Below are 22,573 nucleotides of genomic sequence, written 5' to 3' on the forward strand. Positions count from 1 at the left end.
TTATACTGGTCTCACAGATAAAACGCTTCAGTTTCACCAGTGAAACTCGAAGCACGTTGATCCGCATTCTGCTTTCAAGTTCGGGAGTTCTGTTTTATGTCTTCGCGTCCCTTTTGCACCGGCTGTCTGATGACCCTCACTCTGCTCTTCAGCGTCGGCTGCGGTTCCTCTGACCAGCCACAAAACGCGCCGGAACAGGTCAGCGTCGATCTGGGCGGCGGGGTCGATCTCGGTGACGCCGGCGCCATGGAAATGGAAGCTGCCCCTTCAGAACCCAAAACCCAAAAACCGGTCCGGCGGTTCCAGCCGGTGACACTCGGTGGTAACCAGTCCGCCAGCGGCTCCTCTGCCGATGGTGCTCCCGAAGAACAGAAATTCGACAACGTACTCGAAGCACTCAAGCCCCTGCAGATCATGCTCGGCGAATGGGGAGGCACGACCTTCAAAAAATTCGATGGATTCAGTTCTGTGGAAACACTCGACTGGGTCTGGGACCTGCAGAGCAATCCGGCTCAACCCGCGCTCGTCATGCAGGCCGATAAAAGTCGTTATTACGAAAACGCACGGCTCACTTACCTGGCCGATAAACAGAAATACCGGCTGACTGTTACCGACAAAGACGGACAGAAAAAAGTTTACGAAGGCGAATTCTCCGTCCCCCTGACCAAGATCCCCGGCGACGACGATCCCAACGTCCTGCACTCCACGTATAAGCTTAGCCTGGCACTGGTCGAACCGGCGGATGAAAAGAAACACGCCCAGATCATCTTCAATCAGCAAAACAACGATCGCTACATGTTCGAACTTTACGATCTTCGTGGCGACAGCTACGCACGAGTAGACACCATTAACACCCGCCGCAAGGGAACCTCGTTTGCGAAAAGCGATTCGGACTACGGTTCCAAAACCTGTATCATTTCAGGAGGTCTGGGGACCTCGCAGGTCTCATATCAGGGCAAGTCCTACTATGTCTGCTGCAGCGGCTGTCGAAAAGCCTTTGAAGCCAATCCGGAAAAATGGATTGCCAAGTACGAAGCCAATAAGAAGAAAACCGACACGCAATAAAATGCTCGCAACAGCGCCGGTTCCAAGTTCCTTTAATTCGCTTTCCAGCGGACTGTAAGCTCTTCCCACCCGGGTACGCTTGTGTCGGGCAGGTTCTGCAGATAAGGCACGCGTTCCACGACCTGGGCAAATAAATTCGCGACCGCTTCTCCCATCTCCCACAATGCGTGACGCAGATTCGCCTTCTCTGCCAGCGCGACCATTTCCGAATAAGAGAGTCCTCCCGTTAGACGGCTCAGTTCTTCGTCACATACCCAGCGGGTTCCCTGCTGCTTCAAAGCGTACTGCTTCATCAACCGTGGATTTCGAATCTGCTGATAGCGACGATTCTCCGCCAGCACGCGCAACAACAGAGCTTCGTGCTGTGGTGCCCACGCATCCGGAAAGTCTGTACCCAGCAGTCCTCGTGGCTGCGAGACGCGCATGTAGTGCAGCTGAACCGGTTCGACCGGAGTCTCAGCCAGATCCGCTAACAGGCTCGCCCAGTCCAGCTTCAGTTCCTTACGACCAACTTCGTGTAAAGTTACCAGATCCTGAATCGGTCGATTTGCCGGCGTGTACTTTCCGTCTAACAGATTCAACGTAATCCCCGGTTGCACCGATTTGATCAGGCTGTCACCCACAATATGAGCCAGCCAGCCAAACAGATACGCCAGCTGGCGATCCCCCGGACCATAGAGATCCCGCGCATCCTGAAACACACGGGCCGCATAATCAGGGAGATGATCCCAGGGCACCGTAAACTTCCGCTCAGCAGGCACCCAGCCGAAAACCACATGTGCGCGACCATAGAACAGCTGATGGATTTCCCGCGGACGATATTCCTTGCCCTGAAAATTCAACGTCCACGGCTTAACATCACCGCCAGTCAACGGACTGCGTTCCAGTGGAGCCGTCCCGAAGCCGACCTCTTCCCCCGTATCCACACAGATCGCTTCCGGCATGATCTGAATGTCGCAACCCATATAGGCACCGGCCAGGTAACTTGAATAGTGACGATGAATCAGAGAGGCCATCGGCAGTTGCTTCTGCACCGCCGCCTTCCCTCCCAGGATGGCGTACATCGTATGACCGACAATTCCACTCATGACTGCCTCGCCTCATCGGTAATGGACCGGAAACACACATCAACATACTGTGATTTATCATACCAGAACAAGCCCCGATACACAGCCCGCAGTGCAGCCATCTGTAATCCGATCTGCATCCAATTTCAGAACCGTGTCTCTTCCAAAAGTGAGAATTCTATTTGTCAGCCTGATTCCCGGTTCAAAAATATGGTCCCCTGTCGAAGCAGTTTCCCTGCAACCGGGAGACCAATCTGATATTATAGTTTGAGTCCTCCCATTTTCATTCGCCCAACAGTAGAACCACCATGAAGCTTCAGACGATCTGCGTTCCCATGTTATTACTTACTGCCGCTGTCCTGCCCGTTCACGGGGAAGAACTTCCTCCGGCGTCCCGGGGCTCCTTCAGTATTGCTGTGATCCCGGATACCCAGCACTACAAGGGACGTGGTACGCACAGTAAAAAGCAGGCCAAAGATCCCACGACGAACCCCGTTTTCGAAGCGATCACGGACTGCATCGTGGATGAGCTGGACCGACAGCGGATTGTGTTCGTCTCCCATGTCGGCGACATCGTCGACATCAATAACGACGAACAGTGGGCCGTCGCACAGAACTGCATGGACAAGCTGCATGGCAAAGTCCCTTACGGAATTAGTGTCGGCAATCACGACATGACGGGAAAAACCGGCAACTCGGCATTGTTCCAGAAATATTTTCCCCGTTCCCGCTTCGCGGAATTCGACTGGTATGGCGGCTGCTATCCTGGCGAACCGAACCAACCGGAAATCTCGGGCAACAACGCGAACAGTTATCAGCTCTTCTCTGCAGAAGGCATGGATTTCATTATCGTGCATCTGGAATGTAACGCACCCGATCCGGTTCTCGACTGGGCCAATGAAGTACTCACCAAACATGCCGACCGCAGAGCGATTGTCACCACCCACATGGATCTGGGCCCACTCGAGCATCCCAAACAGCCACGCGACTACTTCGACGCCCCCAAAGGTCGCATGGTCTGGAAAAAGTGCCACGGCGCCAATGGGAACACTTCACAGCAGATGTGGGAAAAATGTTTCAGCAAGCACAAGAACCTGTTTCTGATCTGCTGTGGTGACCAGAGCCGTACCCAGGCAATGCGCCAGAGCGTCAAAGGCCAACATGGGAATACAGTGCATGAACTGCTCTCCGACTACGGAGCCGAAGGCTTCCGGTTGATGCGGTTCCTGCCTGCTCAAAACAAAATCGAGGTCCGCACCTGGAATCCCGTCAAAGGGACCTCCTGTGAAAAAACGAAGCTGATTCCTGAACGGGACCAGCATCAGTTCACGCTGGACTATCAGATGACCAAATCTGCTGACTGACATCAAACCAGACTCATTCCGGAAAAGCGCTCACAACCCCATTCGGTTGCGAGCTGCTTCTCTTTTCCCGCCTGTGCGATTCCACGGGGCGTCTCCCCGTCCGTCATGCCAATCGCCTGTCACGCATCTCCCGCCACAGACACACATCCATACACGTTGATTCATCGACTTCGACTCTGTCTGTCCGAAGCAGTTACCAGATCAGGATTTCGGTCTGCGCGAAGTTTCAGGAAATTATGCGCCTTATAGAAATCCGCTACCAAAGTGCGTTGCATCTGTATATAATTAGGAACATTTCTCATTTCCCATCGCGCAACTGTGATTTATGTCGAAACCACAAGACGTACCGTCATTTCTGGAATTACTGCGGGAGAGCCATCTGCTCTCGGAAGACAAAGTTCGCGCCGTCATTGAAGAATTCGACCTGGAATCCGCCGAAAAGCCCAAGGAGGCCGCTCAACGTCTCGTCACCGGGAAAGTCTTGACGCGTTACCAGGGCGAACGCCTGCTGGCCGGCCGTAAACGTGGTTTCTTCATCGACAAATACAAAGTGTTGGAAGTCCTCGGTTTCGGCGGCATGGGCAGTCTGTATCTCGCGGAGCATCTGGAGACGAAGGAACCGGTCGCCCTCAAGGTCCTCAATGACAAATGCCGCAACGACGCGGGCATGCTGACCCGGCTCAAACTGGAAGCCTCAGCCGGATCGCGTCTGGATCACCCCCACATTGTCCGCACGATCTCCTATGAAGGATCAGGGGCCGTCTGTTACATCGCGATGGAATTCATCAAAGGCATCAGCCTGCTGGAACTGGTCCTGCTCAAACAGAGATCGCTCCCTTCTCCCCAGGTCTGCGACGTCATCGCCCAGGCCGCTCTGGGGCTGGAAGAAGCTCATCAGGCAGGCATCATCCACCGCGACCTCAAACCGGAAAACCTGATCATCGATTCCCAGGGTTATGTCAAAGTACTCGACTTTGGTCTGGCCCTGCTCAAAGACAATCCCGATGCGGAATTCTCACTCTCGATGATCTTCGGGCATGGCTGTGTCGGGACCCCCGAATACATTGCCCCCGAGCAGTCCCGCGAAGGCACCACCGTTGATGCCCGGGCCGATGTTTACGGACTGGGTGGTACGATGTATTTCCTCCTGACCGGTAAACTCCCCTTCCCCAAAGGGACCGCTGCTCAGAAAATTCAGGCCCACCGCGAACAGGCTCCCCGGTCGATCGCCGAAATCGCACCCGCGATCCCTGCTGAAGTCGTCGCAATCGTCGAAAAGATGATGGCCAAGGATCCCGAGGATCGTTATCAGTCGATGGCAGAAGTCGCCGCGGCCCTGGAACCATTCGCCGAACGTCAGCCAGTCGAATTCCGCTTCAATAAAGTTGTCTCGCAGCGGGTTCAGCAGGCCAAGGCCCGCAGTGCGATCGCTCAGTCGAGTATCGTCAAGCCGCAGCTTTCTTCGCGGATCGCGACCGCCAGTCATGTTGCCGAACAAGCCAGGCAGCAACAGAAAGCAGATGGCATCGAACGCCTGACCCGCGGCGAATCGGACATCTCCAAAAGTGGCATCCTCCGTCATGGGGTTCCCGCCGAATCGACAGACAACATGGCACAGGAAGCCTCGGATGCCCTGGTCAAAGACTTTCAACCAATTGAATTGATCGACCTCGACGATAAACGCAGGTTCCCGATCTTTAAACAGCGGGTCACCCTCGGCCGGAATCCGACCTGCGATATCCAGATTGATCGACCCGGCATTTCGGGCAATCACTGCGAATTTCACTACGAGAACACCGGCTGGGTTGTTACCGACCTCAAAAGCAAAAACGGCACCGAGGTCGACGGACGACGGATTCAGGAACAGATCCTCTTCCCCGGCAACACTCTGTCACTGGCCGCCAGCTATCACTTCCGCGTCGCCTCACCGAATCAGTACGTCCAGAAAAACAAGAAGAAGCCGATGCTGATCGCCGCCTCCGTCCTGGCCGGCATCTGTCTCATCGCCGGCATCGGCTACTGGCTGCTGTCTTGAATAATGAGCGGAATGGCGCTAGCCACCGGTAATTGAAACAGCTTCCGGATGTCTATCGCAATCACGACTTCAAAATGAATGGGGTGGGCCCGAATAAAATTCGGGCCGAGCGCAGCGAGCAGGAAATCGCAGCTCACTCTCGCAAATGTTTCTGACAAGACCGATTCAAAAAAGAAATTAAAATCGGTTCATCCATATTCGCCCTAACACCGGCGGCTAGCGCCTTGCCGCTCAGTCTAAAGAATGCTACTTCTGATTCTCTTCCTGCAGTGCCCCCTCAATATACTCCGCCACCTGTTTGCCCAGCAGGTCATAGCCTTTGCCGTTGAAGTGCACGTCTTTCGGATTCTGTACTTCTGACAGATGTGGCGTGATGAAGGTAAACAGATCGTCGATCTCTACACCGTTCCGCTCCATCACCTTCGCAGCGATCGCATTCTTTTCTTCCAGCTTCGCCTTCATTTCCGGTCCCTCTTTCCAGTCAGCCGGGATCGGCGTACTGCTGGCCCAGACCACTTTCGCCCCGGTCTGCTTCAGTCGTTTCACAATCTCTTCCAGGCGTTTCTCATAGTCTTCCGCTTTGGTCCGTCGATCGTGAATGCCAAAGTTGAAATGGATCAGGTCCCAGTTACCGTCACCCAGCCAGACATCGAGTTTCTTCAGGCCTGTCGCCGTCGGTCCGCAGTTCGCCGGAGCACGATGCACGTTCACTTTCCCTTTTAAGGCGTTCCGGGCCGCCTGTGTGTAGCCCCGTGAAACCGAATCCCCAACCAGCAGCACGCGAGGCAATGTGGGATCGTCGGCGACATAATCCCAGGCCGTCTTCTGACCGGCGACTTTCTGTTTCTTATAGATCGGGAGATAAAAACCGCCCAGGTTTTCTTCAAGCACGGTTTCCCACGCCTGCTGTTTCGCGGGCAGCGTCGCTTTCCAGGCCGCGAACTTTTTGTTGATCTCCGCTTCCTGTTTCGCTTTTTTAGCAGCGGCTTCGTCAGCGTTGGTCGGTTCGGTTTTCTTGTCATTCGCCTGCAGCGAGGCTACGATGAAACTCAAACAACACAGAATCAACAGTGTGGAACGCAGACAACGGATTGATTTCAACATCGATATTCTTCCCGGTAACTGAAAACGAATGAATTTGGACCTCGTCTTCAGGATACCGCAGGCGCATGCCGGAAACAATCTCGCCTCAACCGCCCGAGTCACGTTCAGGCTGTTTTTATCATTCACATTTAGATACCAGGGACCTCCCATGTCTGACTCATTCCGCTCGCAACTCAAACAGGGGAAACTGCTGATTGCCCCCATGGTCACCTTTTCCTGCCCGGAAGCCGCCGAGATCCTGGCCGACGTCGGCTATGACTGGCTGTTCCTCGATGCCGAACACAGCACTTACGCCCCCTCCGATCTGCAGGCCATCGTGGGGCGGGTGAGTCACAAGATCCACAGTCTGGTCCGGCTGCACGCCCCCGAAGAAGTCTCCATCAAGAAAGCCCTCGATCTGGGTGCCGCCGGAATTATCGCCCCGCAGGTCAATACCGTGGAACAGGCCGAACAGATCATTTCCTGGTCCCGCTACTCACCTGAAGGAACCCGGGGTGTCGGCCTGGGCCGCGCCCACGGCTACGGCTTTGCCTTCGAAGACTACCTGGCCAAAGCGAATGAGGAAACCACCGTCGTCGTTCAGGCTGAGCACATCGATGCGGTCAATGCCATTGAACAGATCGTCGCCGTCCCCGGCGTCGACGCAGTGCTGATCGGCCCGTACGATCTCTCTGCCAGCATGAAACGCATCGGCGAGATCGATCATCCCGAAGTGACCGGCGCCATCGACCATGTGACCGAGGTCTGTCAGAAAAACAACATGCCCCTGGGCATCTTCGGCGTCACCGTGGACGCAGTCAAACCGTACATCGACAAAGGCTTCACCCTGATCACCGTCGGCGTCGACACCATCATGCTGGGCCACGCCGCCCGCAAAATGCTGGGACAGGTTAAGGGATGAAAAAGACTTTCCTGACATCCTTGTAAACGTTGTATTACGATTCTCTGGATCAGTTTGGGATAGAATCATTGAGAAGGGATTTTGTCATTTTCAACTTTCGTAGGCTGATCCCGCTCTAAAAGATCATGAGTTTTGAGTAACACATGGCTCCAGAAACCGCAGGTGATGGGCGGCGTGGGTTGTGTAAACAGTTTCCAGCGTTTCGCGATCCAGGCGGCCGAAGCCGGGGTGCCAGTGGTAAGGTCCCTCGTGGGCTTTGAAGCGGGTCACGCTCTGGGCAAAGTGTTCCGCTTCCGCGGCGTCTGCCAGGTCCGCTGCCGGAACGAAGATCGGAGTCGTCGGAATTCCCTGGGGAGAATCTCCCTTGAGCAGACGCGGCAGGAACAGCCGACGCATCACCGGCCAGAGAGGGGCATAGATCAGCATCCACTTTGGGTATCCATCGAGTGCGGGATCCTGCACCAGCGATAAATGGCGGCAGATCTGGGCCAGATTCCACTTGCCCCGCTGGGTGTAGCCGGTCCGTAACAGCGACTCCACTTCCGCAACCGCGTCCTCCAGCCGTTCGAACTTCAGCTCCCGCAAATCCTCAATCATCTCACCGGTTTCCTCGATTTCCTCTCCCAATTCCCCCTGCTTCGCGACAGCAGACAGTTCCTGTCATAAACTTTTCTGTCAATTTCCGAAACCGGTACACCGAGTAATATTGCTTTTTTTGGCTGAGAGAGGACAAAGTATGCATTTCCACTGATTGATGAACTGTGGAAAGATTCAGAGGGATCAATGCTCCGGCCGTGGGTATAATCAAAGAGACAGCCTCGCCCTGGATTTCTCGGCCAGTCTGATCCCACTTCTCGATAAGGAACACTTGATTGACAAACGCGTTTCTGCCTCGCTTACTGGTCTGCTTCGGGTTGTTGCTACCGGTCCCCGTTTTTGCCCAGGAAGCTGCCCCTGGCCCTGCTGCAGCAAAAAGTCCTCTGAAGTCAACCCTGGTTGAAGAGGCCAAGCCGGAACTGAAGCGTCCTGCCAGTCCGGGTGAAGCGACTGAGGTGCAGGCCCTGATTTATGTGATTGATATTGATGAAATCAACTCCGCCGACCAGAGCTTTGCCGCCAGCGTGTATTATGAAGCCCGCTGGAACAGTCCCCTGCTCCAGCACGCGGGGCCCGGACCACTGCACGTCGATCTGGCCGACATCTGGAATCCCCGCCTGACCATCATCGGTCAACAGAATTCCTGGAAGTCGTATCCCGAGACGGCGGAAATCCTGCCGGACGGGACCGTCATTTATCGACAGAAAGTCTGGGGCCATTTTTCGCAGCCACTGAATCTCCACGACTTTCCGTTTGACCGACAGGAACTCTCGATCCAACTGGTAGCCCCGGGCTTTTCGGAGAAACAGGTGAGCATGACGCCCTGGGTTGGCGAACTGGGGAGAACTTCCAACCTGGCTCCGCATTTTTCCTTACCCGACTTTGATATTCTCTCCTTCGAGGCAAAGTCAGCACCGTACTATCCGGACCAGGGCCCCATTGGCGTCGCTGGTTACGAAATGAAAATCCAGGTTGCCCGACAGCCCGAATATTACATTTTAAAGGTCATCTTGCCCTTATGCCTGATCGTGATCATGTCCTGGCTGCCCCGCTGGTTGAACCCGGAACAGTCAGGAACCAACATCGGGATCTCCACATCCGCGTTCCTGACTCTGGTTGCCTACCTGTTTGCGATCACGGTTCTGCTGCCACGGATTTCCTACATCACGCGCATCGACCGCTTCATCATGCTGTCGACCCTCACGGTGTTTTCAGGATTGATCCAGACGGTGACAAACACCTACCTGCTCAAGGGTGAAAGTATTCAGAATAAACGTCTGGTGGCACAGCTCGATTTCTGGTCGCGGATCCTGTACCCGCTCATCCTGGTCGCAGTCATCGTGATCTCATTTGTACTATGAATGTCTGACATGTTAAAACATGTCAAGCAATCGGCGTGATTAAAACGCTAGTCGCATCCTCAAAACTCAAGCAGATAAAGTCCCATGTTCACGACCCGCGATGCCACTCTGGATGACCTGCCTGCGATTGTCGACATCTATAACCAGTCGATTCCCGCCGGTACTGCGACGGCAGATACCCGGCCGATTACCGTTGAAAGCCGCCGACCGTGGTTTGCCCAGTTCTCTCCGGAAAAGCGACCCATCTGGGTGGCAGAAGACGAAGCGGGACAGATCGCCGGCTGCATCTACGTGACTTCGTTTTACGCGGGGCGACCGGCGTATGACAAGACGGCGGAAGTCAGTCTCTACCTGTCGAACTCCCACCAGAAACAGGGACTGGGCACGTTTCTGCTCCAGAAAATGATCGATGCCTGCCCTTCTCTGGGCATCACAACCCTGGTCGGCATGCACTTCGATCACAACGAAGCCACGAAACATCTGAATGAAAAGTTCGGCTTCGAAGTCTGCGGACACCTGCCCGAAATCGCTGAAGTGCACGGACAGAAACGGGGACTGCTGATCTCCCTGCTGCGAATCCCCGAATGTTCGGAAGACGGAAACACTTAACCCTTATCGGAGGGAGTCGATTCCTGCGGCGCTGGTTCTGAGGAGGGCTCCTTGTCCGTTGCTTCTCCCGACTCTTTCTCAGGGGTCTCCGCGTCGGCTGGTTTCACTGCGTCAGTCACTGTCGGCACCAATGGATAGGCCTTGAATTCTTCAGCCGTCAGTTCCAGCACGCGGCCTGCTGCAGTGAGTGCAAAGCCGCCGTTGTCAGCGATGTCTGCGGTATAGGCCAGCAGGTACTTGTCGTTCTCCTGACCCGAGTCTGTCAGCACGGCATTCCAGATGACGACGACCTTCCCCGCTTCAATCATCTTTTTCAGACTCTCGGGGATCGTAACCACAACTACGGAATCGGGGGGACGATCCCCTCCGCTTTCGGGGGAGGCGGAGGGTTGTCGATGAAGTCCTGCAGATCTTCCAGGCTGGAAGGAGAGCGTTCCCGTTTCTGATGAAATTCGTGATACGCCAGGCCCAGCGGCTGCATTTCACTTTTAAAGGAATGTGCCTGCTCTGCGGGTTTGAAGAGGCGACCGGAATAGATGCCGACTACCAGCAGAATCAGAAACGCGAACACCAGCCCCCTCACGATCAGCGGAGAGCGATAAGGGGGATGCTGCCGGTCTGTCTCCGGCGTGGAGGTTGGCGTCTGTGATTCAATGTGCTCGTTTGAGTCCATCGTGATCTCCGTGGCTCATCTTCAGAAGTCAACCGCTGTCGAAACGCGATACACTGCGGTTTTGCATGGGAACGGAAAAATCAATGTACCCGGAACAGAGTACGAATACAAGAACGCATTCCCAGACCTGCAGCGATCACGTTCTCTGTGACGACTGGTCCTGCCACAGTTTCCAGTAAGCCTGCATACGCTGGGCGAATGCTTTGGGCTGTTCCGCATAGATTCGATCGGCCAGCGCCAGTCCCGCTGACTGTAGTTCTTCCCTTTGTTGACCGATCAGCGTTATGAGTTGATCGATGTCACTGGTCGCGCCGAACCGCTCCGGTTCGCTGGTCAGCTGACTGGTCATCACCGCCAGATCGTGATCGTCGCCGAGGTAATCATTTAACTGATCGAGTTCCTCAAGCTGGGCTGCCATGATCGGCTCCCAGATTTTTTTCAGCAGGCGCAGATGATACATCAGATACTTGCTACGTTTGCGGCACTCGTGAAAGAGTTCATCGTGAGGTTGCACGTACAGTTCCGCCAGAGCCTCAGCACCGCGACGGTAATTCCGCTGTAATCCGCGTTTAAGAATCTTGTCTGCTTTGCCTTTGATCTTCCACTCGTCAATCTGCCGATGTGCGGTCTGCAGATCATCACAGAGCTGCTGCAGTTCCTGATCCAGGTCAATCCACTCTTCCACCAGCTGCTGCTTGCGTTCCTGGAAGCAGCGTTCAAAAGCGGCAAACAGGTCTACGTACGCGGGATCGTCGAAGCGTTTCTTGAGTTTCGCCAGAGATTCCAGCATCGATTCCGCATCGCGTACGCGGGACAGCCTGCGTCCTGCATCACGGTACCAGACATTAATGCGGCTGTAGTCGTCTCCCAGTCCCGACCGGACGATTCGAATCAACCCTCTCAGTTTCTTGAACCGTTTGCGAACTTCATGAATCGCCTCGTGCCGGTCCGATTCTGAATCCTGCAATTCCTGGATTGCCTTATGCACCTGATGACCGGCAATCCGCCGCACGCCATCTGCCAGTGATTCACCTTGTTCGAACTGATAACTCATCGTAAGTCCTGAGGCAGCAATAATAGAGGGAACGGTTTTAGAAAACGTTACCTTACCAGAAACGATCCGTTTTGTTAATTCTGCCGCAGCCTGGACCGGTTCAGGCAGTCTCTTCCGTAGCCTGTGTCGGCGCGGATTCCACCCAGTGCATCACAACCACAATCAGCACTCCGGACAGCATGAATCCACTTATGACGGGAATGACGGTGCCGTTATAACTGTGACCAATCAGAATCCCACAGGGAACTGAGATCAGCGTGGATAGTGCGCCCATCACTGCCGCTCCGATGCCGGCGATATGCCCCAGTGGCTCCATTGCCATCGCATTCAGATTGCCATACATGATTCCGAAGCAGAACAGAATGATCATCATATAACCCATCATCGTCCACAGCGGGGGTTGTCCTCCCGTACTCAGAACGTACACGAAGAACAGCAGGGAGATGACCGTCGAAAACTTTTTGGACCACCGCGACAGGTTCTGCATCCCGAACCGCATAACCAGTCGCCCGTTCACAAACGAAGCACTGCCGATACAGAGGGCCAGGATGGCGAAGTACAGCGGAAACATGGTTCCCAGTTTGTACTGTTTCTGAAAGATCTGCTGGGCGGAACTCAGATATCCCAGGAACGCACTGGAAATCAACCCCAGAGAAATCGTGTAACCCAGCGAAACGCGGTGTGAGCAGACTTCAATCACAGCAGACTTGATGCGTGCGATCGAGAAGGGAATCCGCCGCTCTACACTCAGAGTTTCGGGCAGACGCAGCGCAAACCAGGCGAGGGTCAGCAGTCCGCAGACCAAGAGTGCAGCAAAGATGGCGCGCCAGTGTGCGATCAGTAAAATCCCCTGCCCCAGGGTAGGGGCGATTGCCGGAACGAAAATGAAGATCGTCATCACAAACGACATGACCCGGGCCATTGCGGGGCCTTCGTACTGATCGCGAACGATTGCCACGATAACACACCGGGGCGCTGCCAGCCCGAGTCCCTGGAGAAACCGTCCCCCGAGCATGACGTTCAGATCTGTAGCAAACAGTGAAAACAGGCTACCTGTCAGAAACAGACCGAATCCAAGGTAGACAGCTGGTTTTCGGCCGGTGGTGTCTGAGAGTGGACCATACACGCCCTGCCCGAACGCGAGCCCCAGAAACAGAAACGAGACAATCAGCTGACTGTCATTGGCCTCTCGGGCACCGAGATCCTGACCGATTTCTGTCAGGGCAGGCAGCATCGCATCGATCGAAAGTGCGACCAGCGACTGCATCAAAGCCATCATCGCCACAAATTCCGCAAAGGAAATCGCGACGGGTTCTCGTTTCACACTCAAGGAATGCTATTTTCTACTAGAAGGAGATCCAGGGAGTCATCAGTTGTACGGGCGCCCGCCCGAGAATCATATCGTTCTACCCCCGTGGAGAAAACCATGCTTCTTCCCCGAATGTTCCTCTTGCTGAAATGATCGTGAAATCCTATCTTGCGTGGTGTTTGAGTTATTCCCTATTTCCTTCGAAAGACAATTACCATGCAAAGTGCAGAAGGTTGGCGTTCCATTTTAGAGAACTGGCCCGAAGTGATCCCCAAGCGGGGCATTATCATCACAAATTACCAGGAATCCATTCCGTTTCAGAACTTCCTGCTCTCCACAGGCGTGGTACTGCTGGAGCGGGATAAGCCGGATTCCCTCGGAGCACGTAAAGTCATGCTGTCATACGAAGCAATCAGCGCTATCAAGCTGACCGACACAATGGAACTGGCCCGCTACCAGGTCATGGGCTTCCAGCCGGTATAAGTAAAACGGACTTCTCTGCCTGCCCCGATCAGGTGACCGCCATCCAGCGGGAGAGCAGGATCGTGGGCAGCAGCAACGCCGCTGTCAGAATCGCGTAGGCAGGGTTGGTTGTCCAGACAAAGACCATGATCGCATTCAGCATCACGTAAGAGATGAGCATGGTCTTGACGGCGATCTGCACGTTCTGGGGTGCGGGGTTCAGAATGGCCTGCACCAGCCGCCGGTTGATGGTCAGAATCACCACACCTGCCGCCGCCAGGACCATCGTCAGATTGATTTCCCGCGGCCAGGGATAGGTCGCCAGCATCCAGACCAGGCCGCCGAGACCAGCGTTAATCACCAGCAGCCCTCCAATCAGGTGACCGCGATGACTCTGTTTCGCTTCCATCCGGGCAAACCAGGTGAGCCCCATGATGAAGAGTCCCATGGCTGCCGCGATGCGTAATTGGGGTTTGACCCACAGATTGATCTCGCGTTCCACCGCACTGGCCCCGAGCATCAGGTTCAGAAAGCGACAGCTGCCCATCATGACCGGACCGAGGAACGTCTTCTTCAGAATCACGTCATAGCCCAGGATCGCGACGACCAGCAGGCCGGCGACAATCAGGCTCTGCGTCCCCACCGTCTGGGCAGCCCCGACACCGGCCAGCATTAACATGCCCCCCAGCACCGCAGCGTTCCGAGTAGATATGCGTCCGGAAGGAATCGGACGGGACGGCCGTTCTTCAGCATCCAGTTTCCGGTCGAAGACATCGTTGAAGACCATCCCTGCGAGGTACAGCCCCGCTGATGCGACCAATAATAATCCAAAATCCAGCCGCGGTTCAAACGAATTATGCGTCAGCAGAAAACCCAGGATGATGTCCGACATCGCTGTGAACACCGTGGGAAACCGCATTAGTTGTAAATACGCGAGACACTTTTTCATGCTGACGTTGATTTCTATTCCTCGGAAACGGCGTCGGCCCAGGCTTCCAGCTGCTGGTACTGTCGTTCAAATTCGGGCGTGGTTGCCTGCATCGGGCTCTTGAAGAACGAACTCAGATACGACATCACACCACTGCGACCACCACGCCGCCATTCCCGTTCGGTAAAGCGAACCATATCGAGCATCAGGGGAGCAGCCAGGATCGAGTCGGTTCCCTGCCAGGTGAACTGCAGCGCCATTTTGGTATCGAGGAAGCCCTGAAAGTGAATGTGGTCCCAGGCGGTCTTCCAGTCACCCATCGATTCAATGTATTCAATGGAGACCAATGTCTGCGGTTTGTATCCCAGGATTTCGGTCAGCAGATGATCTTTTGAATGGACCTTGTTCGACTTATTGACTGGGTCGTCCAGCACTTTGCCGTCCAGGTTACCGAAGATGTTATGTCCGACCCAGCTCATCACGTTGAGGTTACGATGAGCAAACATCGGGGCCAGTACACTCTTCATCAGAGTCTCACCGGTCTTACCGTCCCGACCTCCGTGTAAAACTTGCTTTTCTTCTGCCAGTTCGATCATCGCCGGCAGATCGGTGGCTGCGGAAGGAGTGAAGTTGAGATGCGAACAGCCGGCTTCCATCGCGGCAATCGCATACAGCGAACTGGCGGGAACCGGAGATGTCACTCCGTTTTCGAGGGCGTCTTTGAGTTCAGCCAGGCTGAGCGATTTCGCTGCTTCATCGACCGGCGGTTCGGTAGAAGCCAGGTTGACCACAACGACGTGGCCCAGATCATGCTTTTCCTGGAACTCTTTGATATCCGCAGTCAGACGGGCCAGCGTTTCCTGCAGAGTTTCTGTATCGAACTTACGAACGGCATCACCGGCGAGAGATCGAATCGTATCTCCGACATGGATCAGCGTTCCCGGCTTGACGTTTTCATCGAAGGCCTTGAGATCTTCTTCGACGGCCTGCAACAGCGCGGGGTGGAACACGCCTGAGTTTTCACTGAAGTATTTCGCGGCTTCGACAAACGAGGTATCGCGGATTTCGTGACCGCCGATGACGAACTGATCCCAGTCGCGCAGATTCAGTTTCTTAAAGTAGGGATTTTCTGAAACAAGACCGCTGGTGCCGGTCAGGCCTTTCGTCAATGCGGAAAGCCCCACTGCGGCTGTGGTAGCCACACCGCCCCATGCTCCGATAATCCAAATCCCGATACGTTGTTGCGTCATGATATTGCCTGAAATCTGATAAAAGTTGGTCTAATGGTAATCGTTGTTGTTAGCTGGCCGGGTGGGAGCAGTCCAGTAGAGAACGGCGGACATGAGGCCGACCGGAACTCCTGACTACTGATGCTGGATCACCATCTCTGAGGGAAGTTGATGACAATAAATTGTCAGAAAATATATTTAAATTTGCTTAATATTATAGATGGCAGCCGTCAGTTCACAATCAAGGAAATGCCAGACTCACCCACATTTTTATCTGATCTGTCTCTGGGGACTCGGCTCAGCTGGTTTGTAATGTCTGCTCAATCCAGTCCATGAGTGACTGCTTGAATTCTTCAATCGTCGCCACCGCGGACGCTTTGGTTTCTGCCAGCTGACCGGCTTCAGAGACCTCCGCCTGGGCAAAATAGTAGAACTTGATCTTTGGCTCTGTACCTGACGGACGCACACCCAGCTGAACTGTCAGCGGCGAGCCTTCGGCCCGCGCTTCAAACATCAGAACATTTCCTTTGGGTTTAGAAAAGGTCTCAGCAGTGGTATTTTCGGGTAATGAACGAATTTCGAGATCCGCGTAATCGCGGACCAGGGTGAACGTCAGCTGCCCCATTTTCTGTGGAGGCGTGCTGCGAAACGCCTTCATCAGCTGCCTGATCTGCTCGTTACCTTGCGACCCCTTGCATGTCTTGGACACCTGGCCTTCCAGATGAAATCCATGCTCAACATAGAGTTCGTCCAGGCGATTGAGCAGGGTTTTCCCCTCACTCTTCAATTCTGCCGCCAGTTCACAGGCCCAGAGGGCACCAATGGCGGCGTCTTTGTCGCGACAGTAGGTTCCTGCCAGGTAACCCAGCGATTCTTCCGTACCGAAGACGAATTTGTCCGGACCTTCCGCATCCATTGTCTCGGCAATGTATTTGAATCCGACCAGCAGGTTGTTAATGATCCGTGCACCGGCGCTCCGTGTGATCGCAGCAATCAGCGGCGTGGTGACAATTGTCTCCACAACATAATGCTCGGAGGTCAGGCTTCCATTCTCTTGTTGTTTGCGTAACACATAATCGGCGAGCAGTGCCCCAACCTGATTACCGGTCAGATGCACGAATTCACCAGCATCGTTTTTGACGCAGACACCCAGTCGATCCGCATCCGGGTCACTGGCCAGAATGATCTCTGCTCCGGTCTGCGATGCCTGCTCGATGGCCGGCTGATAGACTTCATCCCGTTCCGGGTTAGGCAGCTGGTCAGGTACATTCGGAAAGTTGCCGTCCTGTTCGCACTGCGGCTCGAACCGCTCAATGCCTTTGAAGCCAACGTGCTGCAGCACATGAAAGACAGAGGTTTCTCCTACACCGTGGAGAGGTGTGAAAAGCCCTTTCAGTTCGCGGGCACTGGAATGACTGTGCTCGGCGACGCACTTGCGATACTCGCCGGCAACCTCCTCGTCGATCAGTTGGATCGCTCCCTGTTCAACCGCGGTGTCAAAATCGACGACAGGAATTTCTGTCGCCTGATAGACTTCGTCAATAATTCCCTGGTCGTGTGGCGGCAGAACCTGCCCACCGGTGGACCAGTAGGCTTTGAACCCATTGTCCGAGGGGGATTGTGCGAGGCAGTGATCATGGCCCCGACGTCACAGCCCAGCTGACGAACCGCAAAAGAGAGTTCCGGCGTGGAACGGGATGTCTTGAAAAAGTAAACCGTCAGACCATGGGCGGCCAGCACACTGGCTGCAATGCGGGCGAATTTCGAGGAATTGATGCGCGAGTCATGGGCAATCGCGGCCTTACCTGTTTCCTGTCCCGAGAATTTTTTGTAATACGCGGCCAGTCCATGTGCCGACTCGGCAATCGTCCGCTCGTTGATCGTCGCCGAACCCAGCTCACTCATCAGCCCCCGACGTCCACCGGTTCCAAACGGGATCACTTCCCAGAAGTAGGTATCGAGATCTTCAAAGGCTTTATCTTCAATCAACTGGAGCAGTGCCGGCTGATAGCTGGCATACTGAGGTTCAGTAACCCAGCGTTTGAGATTTTCGAAAGCGGATTCGGAAAGCTGTTTTTCTGAGACAGCATTCTGAGCCAGGTCGAGTGCCTGCTTGGGAGTGATAGAAGGGGACGGCTGGTTCATCCTGTTCTCGTTTTCATTGTTGAGACCGCGGGAACTGGTTTCTATGTGCGTAAAATCATATATATCAGTTGTTTCTGCTTCAGAACCGGAGCAGTTCCCAGACCGCTATCACGCCCCAGGGTGGTGTGAACGGGTTCTGAATCTGGATTAGATTGTAAAGGGAACTTCTCCCAGAGCCAACCCTCACGCCCTCTCCGATTCTACGGTCGCGTGCAGGAATCGCTCTGGATGTCACGTTCAGAAATTGAAATCGAGACTTTTCATCAATCGAGATTGCGACTCCAGTTATCCTGATCAGCGCGAATGTAGGAATCAGTCAGGAAACGCCTCTGACCGTGGCACTGAATTTTTGCCCATAACGATCAAATCCATTTCGTTAAGACTTTGCCAGATTTTAGTTTCCCAACGATCAAGTCCTTGATTCCCCATCACCGCGGTGGCAGAATAGGTGAGTTAAACGTTATACAGATTAACTGGATACACCAATCTTGATTTCAGAATCAGATGAAATCGGGAGCGAGTCTTCCTGTTTCGCAACCTGATTCCTGCGATTCCGCTCCAATGTCCTGATCCATGATGAACCCGCTTGATAATCCAAATTAAGGTAGCATTATGAAGTTTGTTGAAGGCCAGACTGTTGGCATCGACCTCGGAACCACATATTCCGCCATCGCCCAACTCGACAATGACGGGAATCCGATTTCCCTGAAAAACACGGACGGCCGCTCGATTACACCTTCGGTAGTTCTGCTGGGAGAAGAGGGACGCGTCGTCGTCGGCCCCTCGTTCGAACGGACGGCGATCGAAGACGATCCCTCCCGCATCATCGAAGCAGTCAAACGCCATATGGGCGACGATCACTTTTACGTCGTCTATCAGGAAAAGAAGCTGACCGCGGAATTCCTGTCAGCGTTGATCCTGAAGAAAATGAAACAGGATGCGGAAAAAGACATCGGTGCGATCACCAATGCTGTCATCACCGTGCCCTATTACTTCAATGACGTTCGTCGTAAAGCCACTCAGGACGCCGGCCGGATTGCCGGGCTGAACGTGATTGACATCATCAACGAACCAACAGCAGCCACCCTGGCCTATGCCTGGAAACGGAACGAGCTGGGTAATCCCGATGCCATGCCTGACGGCGAACGCACCATTCTGGTTTACGACCTAGGGGGTGGTACATTCGACGTCACAATCGTCCGCTATTCACCGACACAGTTCCGCGTACTGGCAACCGACGGGGACGTGATGCTCGGTGGTCTGGACTGGAGTCAGCGAATCGTGGACCACGTCGCGGAACAGTTCAAGAAAAAGTTCGGCAGCGACCCGCGCGAAGATCCCGTCACCATGCGGACCTGCGTGCAGGAGTGTGAAGACGCCAAGCGGGAACTGAGTCAGAAAGCTCAGGCCCCGGTATCAATTTATCACAAAGGAAACACACTGACAGTCGCGTTGACCCGAGGCGATTTCGAACGCATGACCGCCGACCTCCTGCAGCGTACCCGTGACACCACCGAGCTGGTTATGCAGCAGGCAGGTGTCGAAAAAGGGGAACTGGACGACGTCGTGCTGGTGGGTGGTTCAACCCTGATGCCCGTGGTCGAAGAGATGCTTAAGACCGTTTGTGGTCGCGAGCCATCCCGCAGCATGAACCCGGAAGAAGCCGTTGCCCAGGGAGCCGCGATCCATGCGGCAATTCTGGAAGCCCGCGCTACCGGCGGTGAAAGCCGTATGGCCCAGGCAGTTAACAAGCGTCTGCGTAACGTCAGCACGGCTGATGTGAACTCGCACTCGCTGGGTGTGAAGATCACCGATCCCAACGACCGGACTCGGAAGATCAATCACATCATGATCAAACGCAATACCGAAATCCCTGCCAGTGTCAGCCAGAAGTTCGTCACGACTTCAGACAACCAGCAGCGGATTCACGTGATTATTCTGGAAGGGGAAGCCAGTGATCCGGATGCCTGCACCACCATCGGTGACTTCCGCATCCTGAATCTGCCTCCCAACCTTCCGAAAGGTTCTCCGGTAGAAGTCACCTACCGCTATGATGCCAACGGCCGAATTCATGCGTCTGCCCGCGAACTGACCGGGAACAACGAATCGGCAACGGAAATTGTCCGCGATTCCGGGCTGGATTCCGAAGGCATTGACCGCTTCGAAGTTCTAGCCAGAGACTACGTGGTCGAGTAAAAATCAGTGCGGCGGGTCATCTTCGCCCCGCCGCACCCTTTCTAATAAGTGTCGCTGATGTTTTTCAATTCGTGATTTCACAACACAGAGCAAGGAGTTCTCTCAGGTGGCAATTGACGTCTACAAGGAATGGCTGGGAATCCCGGAAGGCGAACGTCCTCCACACCACTACGACTTACTGCGTCTGGTCAAATTCGAAGATGATGAAGAGAAGATTCGAGCTCATTACAAGAAGCTGAATAATCACGTTCGAAAATACGCCGCCGGAAAATACTCCAACGAATCTCAGGAACTGCTCAACGAACTGGCCAAGGCCATGCTCTGCCTGACTGACCCGGAGCGGAAACGCGAGTACGACGAAAGCTTGGGCCGCGAGTTTGATGAAGATGAACTCACCGGTCCACAGTCCGTTGAACAGGTACTGGTCGAACAGGGACACATCACCAAAGAGCAGGCAGCCGAGCTCAAAGGTTTTGCAGATCAGCGTGGACTGACCATGCGTGATGCCGCCGTCCAGATGCGATTGGTCAACGCGGCCACCGCCACACAGGCCATGGCTCGCTCCCAGGGCATGCCTTACATCGACCTGGAGGAAACTCAGCCGGATAACGATATTCTTCTCGAACTCCCCCAGCACGTCGCCAAACGAAACACGATTCTGCCGCTGTTCATCGACGATGACATGCTGCTGGTTGCCTGTGCGGATCAACCCACCCACGAACTCGAAGATGACCTGCGGATGCGATACCAGGTTCCCTCTCGCTGGGTTCTCGCGATGCCCCGCTCGATCAACGAGGGGATCAAAAAGTACTACGCAGCCGCCGAAGAGAGCGAAGCAGAAGAAGAAGTAGTAGTAGAAGAGACCACTTCCAAAAAGTCAGCCAAAGCTGCCAAGCCGGCCAAAAAGCCCGAGAAAAAGAAACCCGCGAAGGGTGGAAGTCAACTCGCGCCTGAGCAGCTGAAGGAGAGGAAACAGCTCTCGATCATCTTCAGTGGCTGGGCTTTCATCGCCGCCCTTCTGGTCGATCAGTTTGTTCTGAAACCCTATGTCTTTTCGCAGACCTGGCCTTGGCCTTGGGTGCTCTCCACCCTTTCCGTGCCAGCGATCGCGTTCTACTGGATGTCGGGCATGTGGAAGAAATAATTACAGGCCCCCAAACTTGTCAATCTTCTTTCTCTTCAGATTCAACGGGTGGCTGAGGCTTGAGTTCTGCCACCAGATGACCCAGCTTGCGGACTTCGATCACTTCCAGTTGATAACCCTGCCAGTCGCAGACATCGCCTACTTCAGGAATGCGTTCCAGTTTTTCGTGGAACATACCGGCTACGGTCAGCAGACCGTCATCGGCAATTTCATATTCCTGCTGCAGCTTGCGACAGAGGTAACGCAGGGTCGTAATTCCCTCGACGTGGTACACGCCCGGCTCGACTTCACGTACCGGATCACGGCGTAAAATGCGTCTGGCCCGACTCGGTTCCGGAGACAAAATGGTATCAATGATATCATCAAAGGCGACGATGCCGATCGTTTCCCCATATTCGTCGACGACAGAGGCGAAGTTACACTCTTCTGCCTGAAACCGGGTGTAGACGTCTGCCAGGTTAGAACACCAGGGCACATGAATGACCCGCTTCGACTTCTTATTCAGCGAAGAAGTCGAAAACGAAGACAGCTCGGATAAGGAAATAATGCGATCGATCTCTTCCGAGTCCACCCCCTGCTTACGCAGGATGATGTAATCGGTATTGGGGGTAATCCGGGTCAGGTCTTCCAGTTGCAGAGGCATGTTAAATGTGAGATAGGTCCCCCGGGGACGCATCGCCTCTTCAACGAGGATTTCCGAAAGGTCCAGAATGTTATGCAGGATCTGCCGCTCGTGGCGAATCACTTCTTCACTGGCACCTGACGCATCGACGGCACGTTCCAGGTCTTCGGAATGCAGGTACGACTCTTTCTGAATATGCGGCCAGAAAGTCCGTCGCATCATACGACTGATTTTCTGTAACAGCGGAATCACCGGATCCAGTACGCGAATCGAAAATGCCAGTGGCCAGCTGACCATGATCGCAATCTTCTTGCGAAACACAATCGAAAGACTTTTGGGAAGCACTTCCCCAAACAGAATGATCGCCAGCAGGCTGCCCACCGTGAAAAATCCGGCCGCAGCAGTCTGTCCCTCGTCTGCTAATTCCTTGGCTATCACACCGGCGACCGCAAAGTAGGACAGGTTAATCAGCAGGTTCCAGAATAGAACCGCCGTCAACAGGCGATCCGCATCGGCGGCCAGAGCAGCAACAATCTGTTCGCTGGACTTTCCCTTGCTAAACTGCCGGAGCTCAGCACGAGAGAGATAGAAGATGGCAGTCTCACTACCGGAAAAGAATCCGGAGGCACAGATCAGAGCCAGCAGAGCCAGGGCTCCGGGAAACCAGATTGCAATCGTATCAATTAATGCGATCATCGTGAAACGGGA

21 protein-coding genes are annotated in these 22,573 nt (G+C 54.4%); 9 read left to right on the plus strand and 12 right to left on the minus strand.

Annotation, left to right across the window (positions count from 1 at the left end):
* Positions 1 to 96: 96 nt before the first annotated feature.
* Entirely contained in the window at positions 97 to 1,065 is a 969-nt protein-coding gene (locus F1728_RS10305; RefSeq protein ID WP_155364024.1) for a YHS domain-containing protein, read from the plus strand.
* A 32-nt stretch (positions 1,066 to 1,097) separates the two neighbouring features.
* Here the strand turns inward: F1728_RS10305 and F1728_RS10310 are convergent, their stop codons facing one another.
* Positions 1,098 to 2,153, minus strand: coding sequence for a hypothetical protein (locus F1728_RS10310; protein ID WP_155364025.1), 1,056 nt, complete (start codon positions 2,151 to 2,153; stop codon positions 1,098 to 1,100).
* 314 nt (positions 2,154 to 2,467) lie between these two features.
* Here F1728_RS10310 and F1728_RS10315 point away from each other — a divergent pair, with 314 nt between their 5' ends.
* Both F1728_RS10315 and F1728_RS10320 read left to right on the plus strand, forming a co-directional pair.
* Positions 2,468 to 3,496: a metallophosphoesterase gene (locus F1728_RS10315; RefSeq protein ID WP_228030630.1), complete on the plus strand. Its 1,029-nt coding sequence runs from the start codon at positions 2,468 to 2,470 to the stop codon at positions 3,494 to 3,496.
* A 325-nt stretch (positions 3,497 to 3,821) separates the two neighbouring features.
* Positions 3,822 to 5,531 carry an FHA domain-containing serine/threonine-protein kinase gene (locus tag F1728_RS10320; protein ID WP_155364027.1) on the plus strand — a complete coding sequence of 570 codons (1,710 nt, stop codon included), beginning with the start codon at positions 3,822 to 3,824 and terminating at the stop codon, positions 5,529 to 5,531.
* A gap of 246 nt (positions 5,532 to 5,777) precedes the next feature.
* Here F1728_RS10320 and F1728_RS10325 read toward each other — a convergent pair whose 3' ends face one another.
* The gene (locus tag F1728_RS10325; protein WP_155364028.1) at positions 5,778 to 6,635 is read right to left on the minus strand and encodes an SGNH/GDSL hydrolase family protein; all 858 of its coding nucleotides are present in this window, start codon (positions 6,633 to 6,635) and stop codon (positions 5,778 to 5,780) included.
* 148 nt (positions 6,636 to 6,783) lie between these two features.
* Here F1728_RS10325 and F1728_RS10330 point away from each other — a divergent pair, with 148 nt between their 5' ends.
* On the plus strand, positions 6,784 to 7,536 hold the full coding sequence (locus F1728_RS10330; RefSeq protein ID WP_155364029.1) for an HpcH/HpaI aldolase family protein: 753 nt from the start codon (positions 6,784 to 6,786) through the stop codon (positions 7,534 to 7,536).
* Positions 7,537 to 7,659: 123 nt separating this feature from the next.
* On the opposite strand, the gene F1728_RS10335 is transcribed toward F1728_RS10330, so the two are convergent.
* Positions 7,660 to 8,133, minus strand: a complete 474-nt coding sequence (locus F1728_RS10335) for a DUF1569 domain-containing protein (protein WP_194242757.1) — start codon at positions 8,131 to 8,133, stop codon at positions 7,660 to 7,662.
* Positions 8,134 to 8,408: 275 nt separating this feature from the next.
* On the opposite strand from F1728_RS10335, the gene F1728_RS10340 reads away from it, so the two are divergent.
* Together F1728_RS10340 and F1728_RS10345 are read left to right on the plus strand one after the other, a co-directional pair.
* On the plus strand, positions 8,409 to 9,494 hold the full coding sequence (locus F1728_RS10340) for a ligand-gated ion channel (RefSeq protein ID WP_155364030.1): 1,086 nt from the start codon (positions 8,409 to 8,411) through the stop codon (positions 9,492 to 9,494).
* A gap of 84 nt (positions 9,495 to 9,578) precedes the next feature.
* Positions 9,579 to 10,103 (plus strand): GNAT family N-acetyltransferase, encoded by a 525-nt coding sequence (locus F1728_RS10345; RefSeq protein ID WP_155364031.1) that lies wholly within the window; start codon positions 9,579 to 9,581, stop codon positions 10,101 to 10,103.
* Here F1728_RS10345 and F1728_RS10350 read toward each other — a convergent pair.
* The 4 genes from F1728_RS10350 to F1728_RS10365 form a co-directional block, all read right to left on the minus strand.
* Positions 10,100 to 10,411: a hypothetical protein gene (locus tag F1728_RS10350; protein WP_194242758.1), complete on the minus strand. Its 312-nt coding sequence runs from the start codon at positions 10,409 to 10,411 to the stop codon at positions 10,100 to 10,102. The two genes, F1728_RS10345 and F1728_RS10350, sit on opposite strands and share 4 nt — an antisense overlap.
* 32 nt (positions 10,412 to 10,443) lie before the next feature.
* A complete protein-coding gene (locus F1728_RS10355; protein WP_155364033.1) occupies positions 10,444 to 10,776 on the minus strand; it encodes a hypothetical protein in 333 nt (110 codons plus the stop codon).
* A 136-nt stretch (positions 10,777 to 10,912) separates the two neighbouring features.
* Positions 10,913 to 11,830, minus strand: coding sequence for a CHAD domain-containing protein (locus F1728_RS10360; protein ID WP_155364034.1), 918 nt, complete (start codon positions 11,828 to 11,830; stop codon positions 10,913 to 10,915).
* A gap of 100 nt (positions 11,831 to 11,930) precedes the next feature.
* Positions 11,931 to 13,160, minus strand: coding sequence for a multidrug effflux MFS transporter (locus F1728_RS10365; RefSeq protein ID WP_390643857.1), 1,230 nt, complete (start codon positions 13,158 to 13,160; stop codon positions 11,931 to 11,933).
* A 195-nt stretch (positions 13,161 to 13,355) separates the two neighbouring features.
* Here F1728_RS10365 and F1728_RS10370 point away from each other — a divergent pair, with 195 nt between their 5' ends.
* Entirely contained in the window at positions 13,356 to 13,622 is a 267-nt protein-coding gene (locus tag F1728_RS10370) for a hypothetical protein (protein ID WP_155364035.1), read from the plus strand.
* Between the two features lie 28 nt (positions 13,623 to 13,650).
* On the opposite strand, the gene F1728_RS10375 is transcribed toward F1728_RS10370, so the two are convergent.
* From F1728_RS10375 to F1728_RS10390, 4 genes are all read right to left on the minus strand, one after another.
* Positions 13,651 to 14,493 (minus strand): UbiA family prenyltransferase, encoded by an 843-nt coding sequence (locus tag F1728_RS10375; protein ID WP_194242759.1) that lies wholly within the window; start codon positions 14,491 to 14,493, stop codon positions 13,651 to 13,653.
* A 71-nt stretch (positions 14,494 to 14,564) separates the two neighbouring features.
* Positions 14,565 to 15,779: an inositol-3-phosphate synthase gene (locus tag F1728_RS10380; protein WP_155364037.1), complete on the minus strand. Its 1,215-nt coding sequence runs from the start codon at positions 15,777 to 15,779 to the stop codon at positions 14,565 to 14,567.
* A 277-nt stretch (positions 15,780 to 16,056) separates the two neighbouring features.
* On the minus strand, positions 16,057 to 17,325 hold the full coding sequence (locus tag F1728_RS10385) for a phosphohexomutase domain-containing protein (RefSeq protein ID WP_155364038.1): 1,269 nt from the start codon (positions 17,323 to 17,325) through the stop codon (positions 16,057 to 16,059).
* Positions 17,223 to 17,903, minus strand: a complete 681-nt coding sequence (locus F1728_RS10390; protein ID WP_155364039.1) for a phosphohexomutase domain-containing protein — start codon at positions 17,901 to 17,903, stop codon at positions 17,223 to 17,225. The genes F1728_RS10385 and F1728_RS10390 overlap by 103 nt, the downstream gene beginning before the upstream one ends.
* A gap of 612 nt (positions 17,904 to 18,515) precedes the next feature.
* Here F1728_RS10390 and F1728_RS10395 point away from each other — a divergent pair.
* Both F1728_RS10395 and F1728_RS10400 read left to right on the plus strand, forming a co-directional pair.
* A complete protein-coding gene (locus tag F1728_RS10395; RefSeq protein ID WP_155364040.1) occupies positions 18,516 to 20,099 on the plus strand; it encodes an Hsp70 family protein in 1,584 nt (527 codons plus the stop codon).
* Positions 20,100 to 20,205: 106 nt separating this feature from the next.
* On the plus strand, positions 20,206 to 21,243 hold the full coding sequence (locus tag F1728_RS10400) for a GspE/PulE/PilB domain-containing protein (RefSeq protein WP_155364041.1): 1,038 nt from the start codon (positions 20,206 to 20,208) through the stop codon (positions 21,241 to 21,243).
* A 19-nt stretch (positions 21,244 to 21,262) separates the two neighbouring features.
* On the opposite strand, the gene F1728_RS10405 is transcribed toward F1728_RS10400, so the two are convergent.
* On the minus strand, positions 21,263 to 22,561 hold the full coding sequence (locus F1728_RS10405) for a CNNM domain-containing protein (RefSeq protein WP_155364042.1): 1,299 nt from the start codon (positions 22,559 to 22,561) through the stop codon (positions 21,263 to 21,265).
* Positions 22,562 to 22,573 lie beyond the last annotated feature (12 nt).

This window comes from Gimesia benthica (assembly GCF_009720525.1).
GTDB classification, from domain to species: Bacteria; Planctomycetota; Planctomycetia; order Planctomycetales; family Planctomycetaceae; genus Gimesia; species Gimesia benthica.

Excerpts from the sequence above, each read along its gene's own strand:
- F1728_RS10305 (WP_155364024.1), top strand. The coding sequence starts at position 97 with ATGTCTTCGCGTCCCTTTTGCACCGGCTGTCTGATGACCCTCACTCTG.
- F1728_RS10310 (WP_155364025.1), bottom strand. The coding sequence starts at position 2,153 with ATGAGTGGAATTGTCGGTCATACGATGTACGCCATCCTGGGAGGGAAG.
- F1728_RS10315 (WP_228030630.1), top strand. The coding sequence starts at position 2,468 with ATGTTATTACTTACTGCCGCTGTCCTGCCCGTTCACGGGGAAGAACTT.
- F1728_RS10320 (WP_155364027.1), top strand. The coding sequence starts at position 3,822 with ATGTCGAAACCACAAGACGTACCGTCATTTCTGGAATTACTGCGGGAG.
- F1728_RS10325 (WP_155364028.1), bottom strand. The coding sequence starts at position 6,635 with ATGTTGAAATCAATCCGTTGTCTGCGTTCCACACTGTTGATTCTGTGT.
- F1728_RS10330 (WP_155364029.1), top strand. The coding sequence starts at position 6,784 with ATGTCTGACTCATTCCGCTCGCAACTCAAACAGGGGAAACTGCTGATT.
- F1728_RS10335 (WP_194242757.1), bottom strand. The coding sequence starts at position 8,133 with ATGATTGAGGATTTGCGGGAGCTGAAGTTCGAACGGCTGGAGGACGCG.
- F1728_RS10345 (WP_155364031.1), top strand. The coding sequence starts at position 9,579 with ATGTTCACGACCCGCGATGCCACTCTGGATGACCTGCCTGCGATTGTC.
- F1728_RS10350 (WP_194242758.1), bottom strand. The coding sequence starts at position 10,411 with ATGATTGAAGCGGGGAAGGTCGTCGTCATCTGGAATGCCGTGCTGACA.
- F1728_RS10355 (WP_155364033.1), bottom strand. The coding sequence starts at position 10,776 with ATGGACTCAAACGAGCACATTGAATCACAGACGCCAACCTCCACGCCG.
- F1728_RS10360 (WP_155364034.1), bottom strand. The coding sequence starts at position 11,830 with ATGAGTTATCAGTTCGAACAAGGTGAATCACTGGCAGATGGCGTGCGG.
- F1728_RS10370 (WP_155364035.1), top strand. The coding sequence starts at position 13,356 with ATGCAAAGTGCAGAAGGTTGGCGTTCCATTTTAGAGAACTGGCCCGAA.
- F1728_RS10375 (WP_194242759.1), bottom strand. The coding sequence starts at position 14,493 with ATGTCGGACATCATCCTGGGTTTTCTGCTGACGCATAATTCGTTTGAA.
- F1728_RS10380 (WP_155364037.1), bottom strand. The coding sequence starts at position 15,779 with ATGACGCAACAACGTATCGGGATTTGGATTATCGGAGCATGGGGCGGT.
- F1728_RS10390 (WP_155364039.1), bottom strand. The coding sequence starts at position 17,903 with ATGAACCAGCCGTCCCCTTCTATCACTCCCAAGCAGGCACTCGACCTG.
- F1728_RS10395 (WP_155364040.1), top strand. The coding sequence starts at position 18,516 with ATGAAGTTTGTTGAAGGCCAGACTGTTGGCATCGACCTCGGAACCACA.
- F1728_RS10405 (WP_155364042.1), bottom strand. The coding sequence starts at position 22,561 with ATGATCGCATTAATTGATACGATTGCAATCTGGTTTCCCGGAGCCCTG.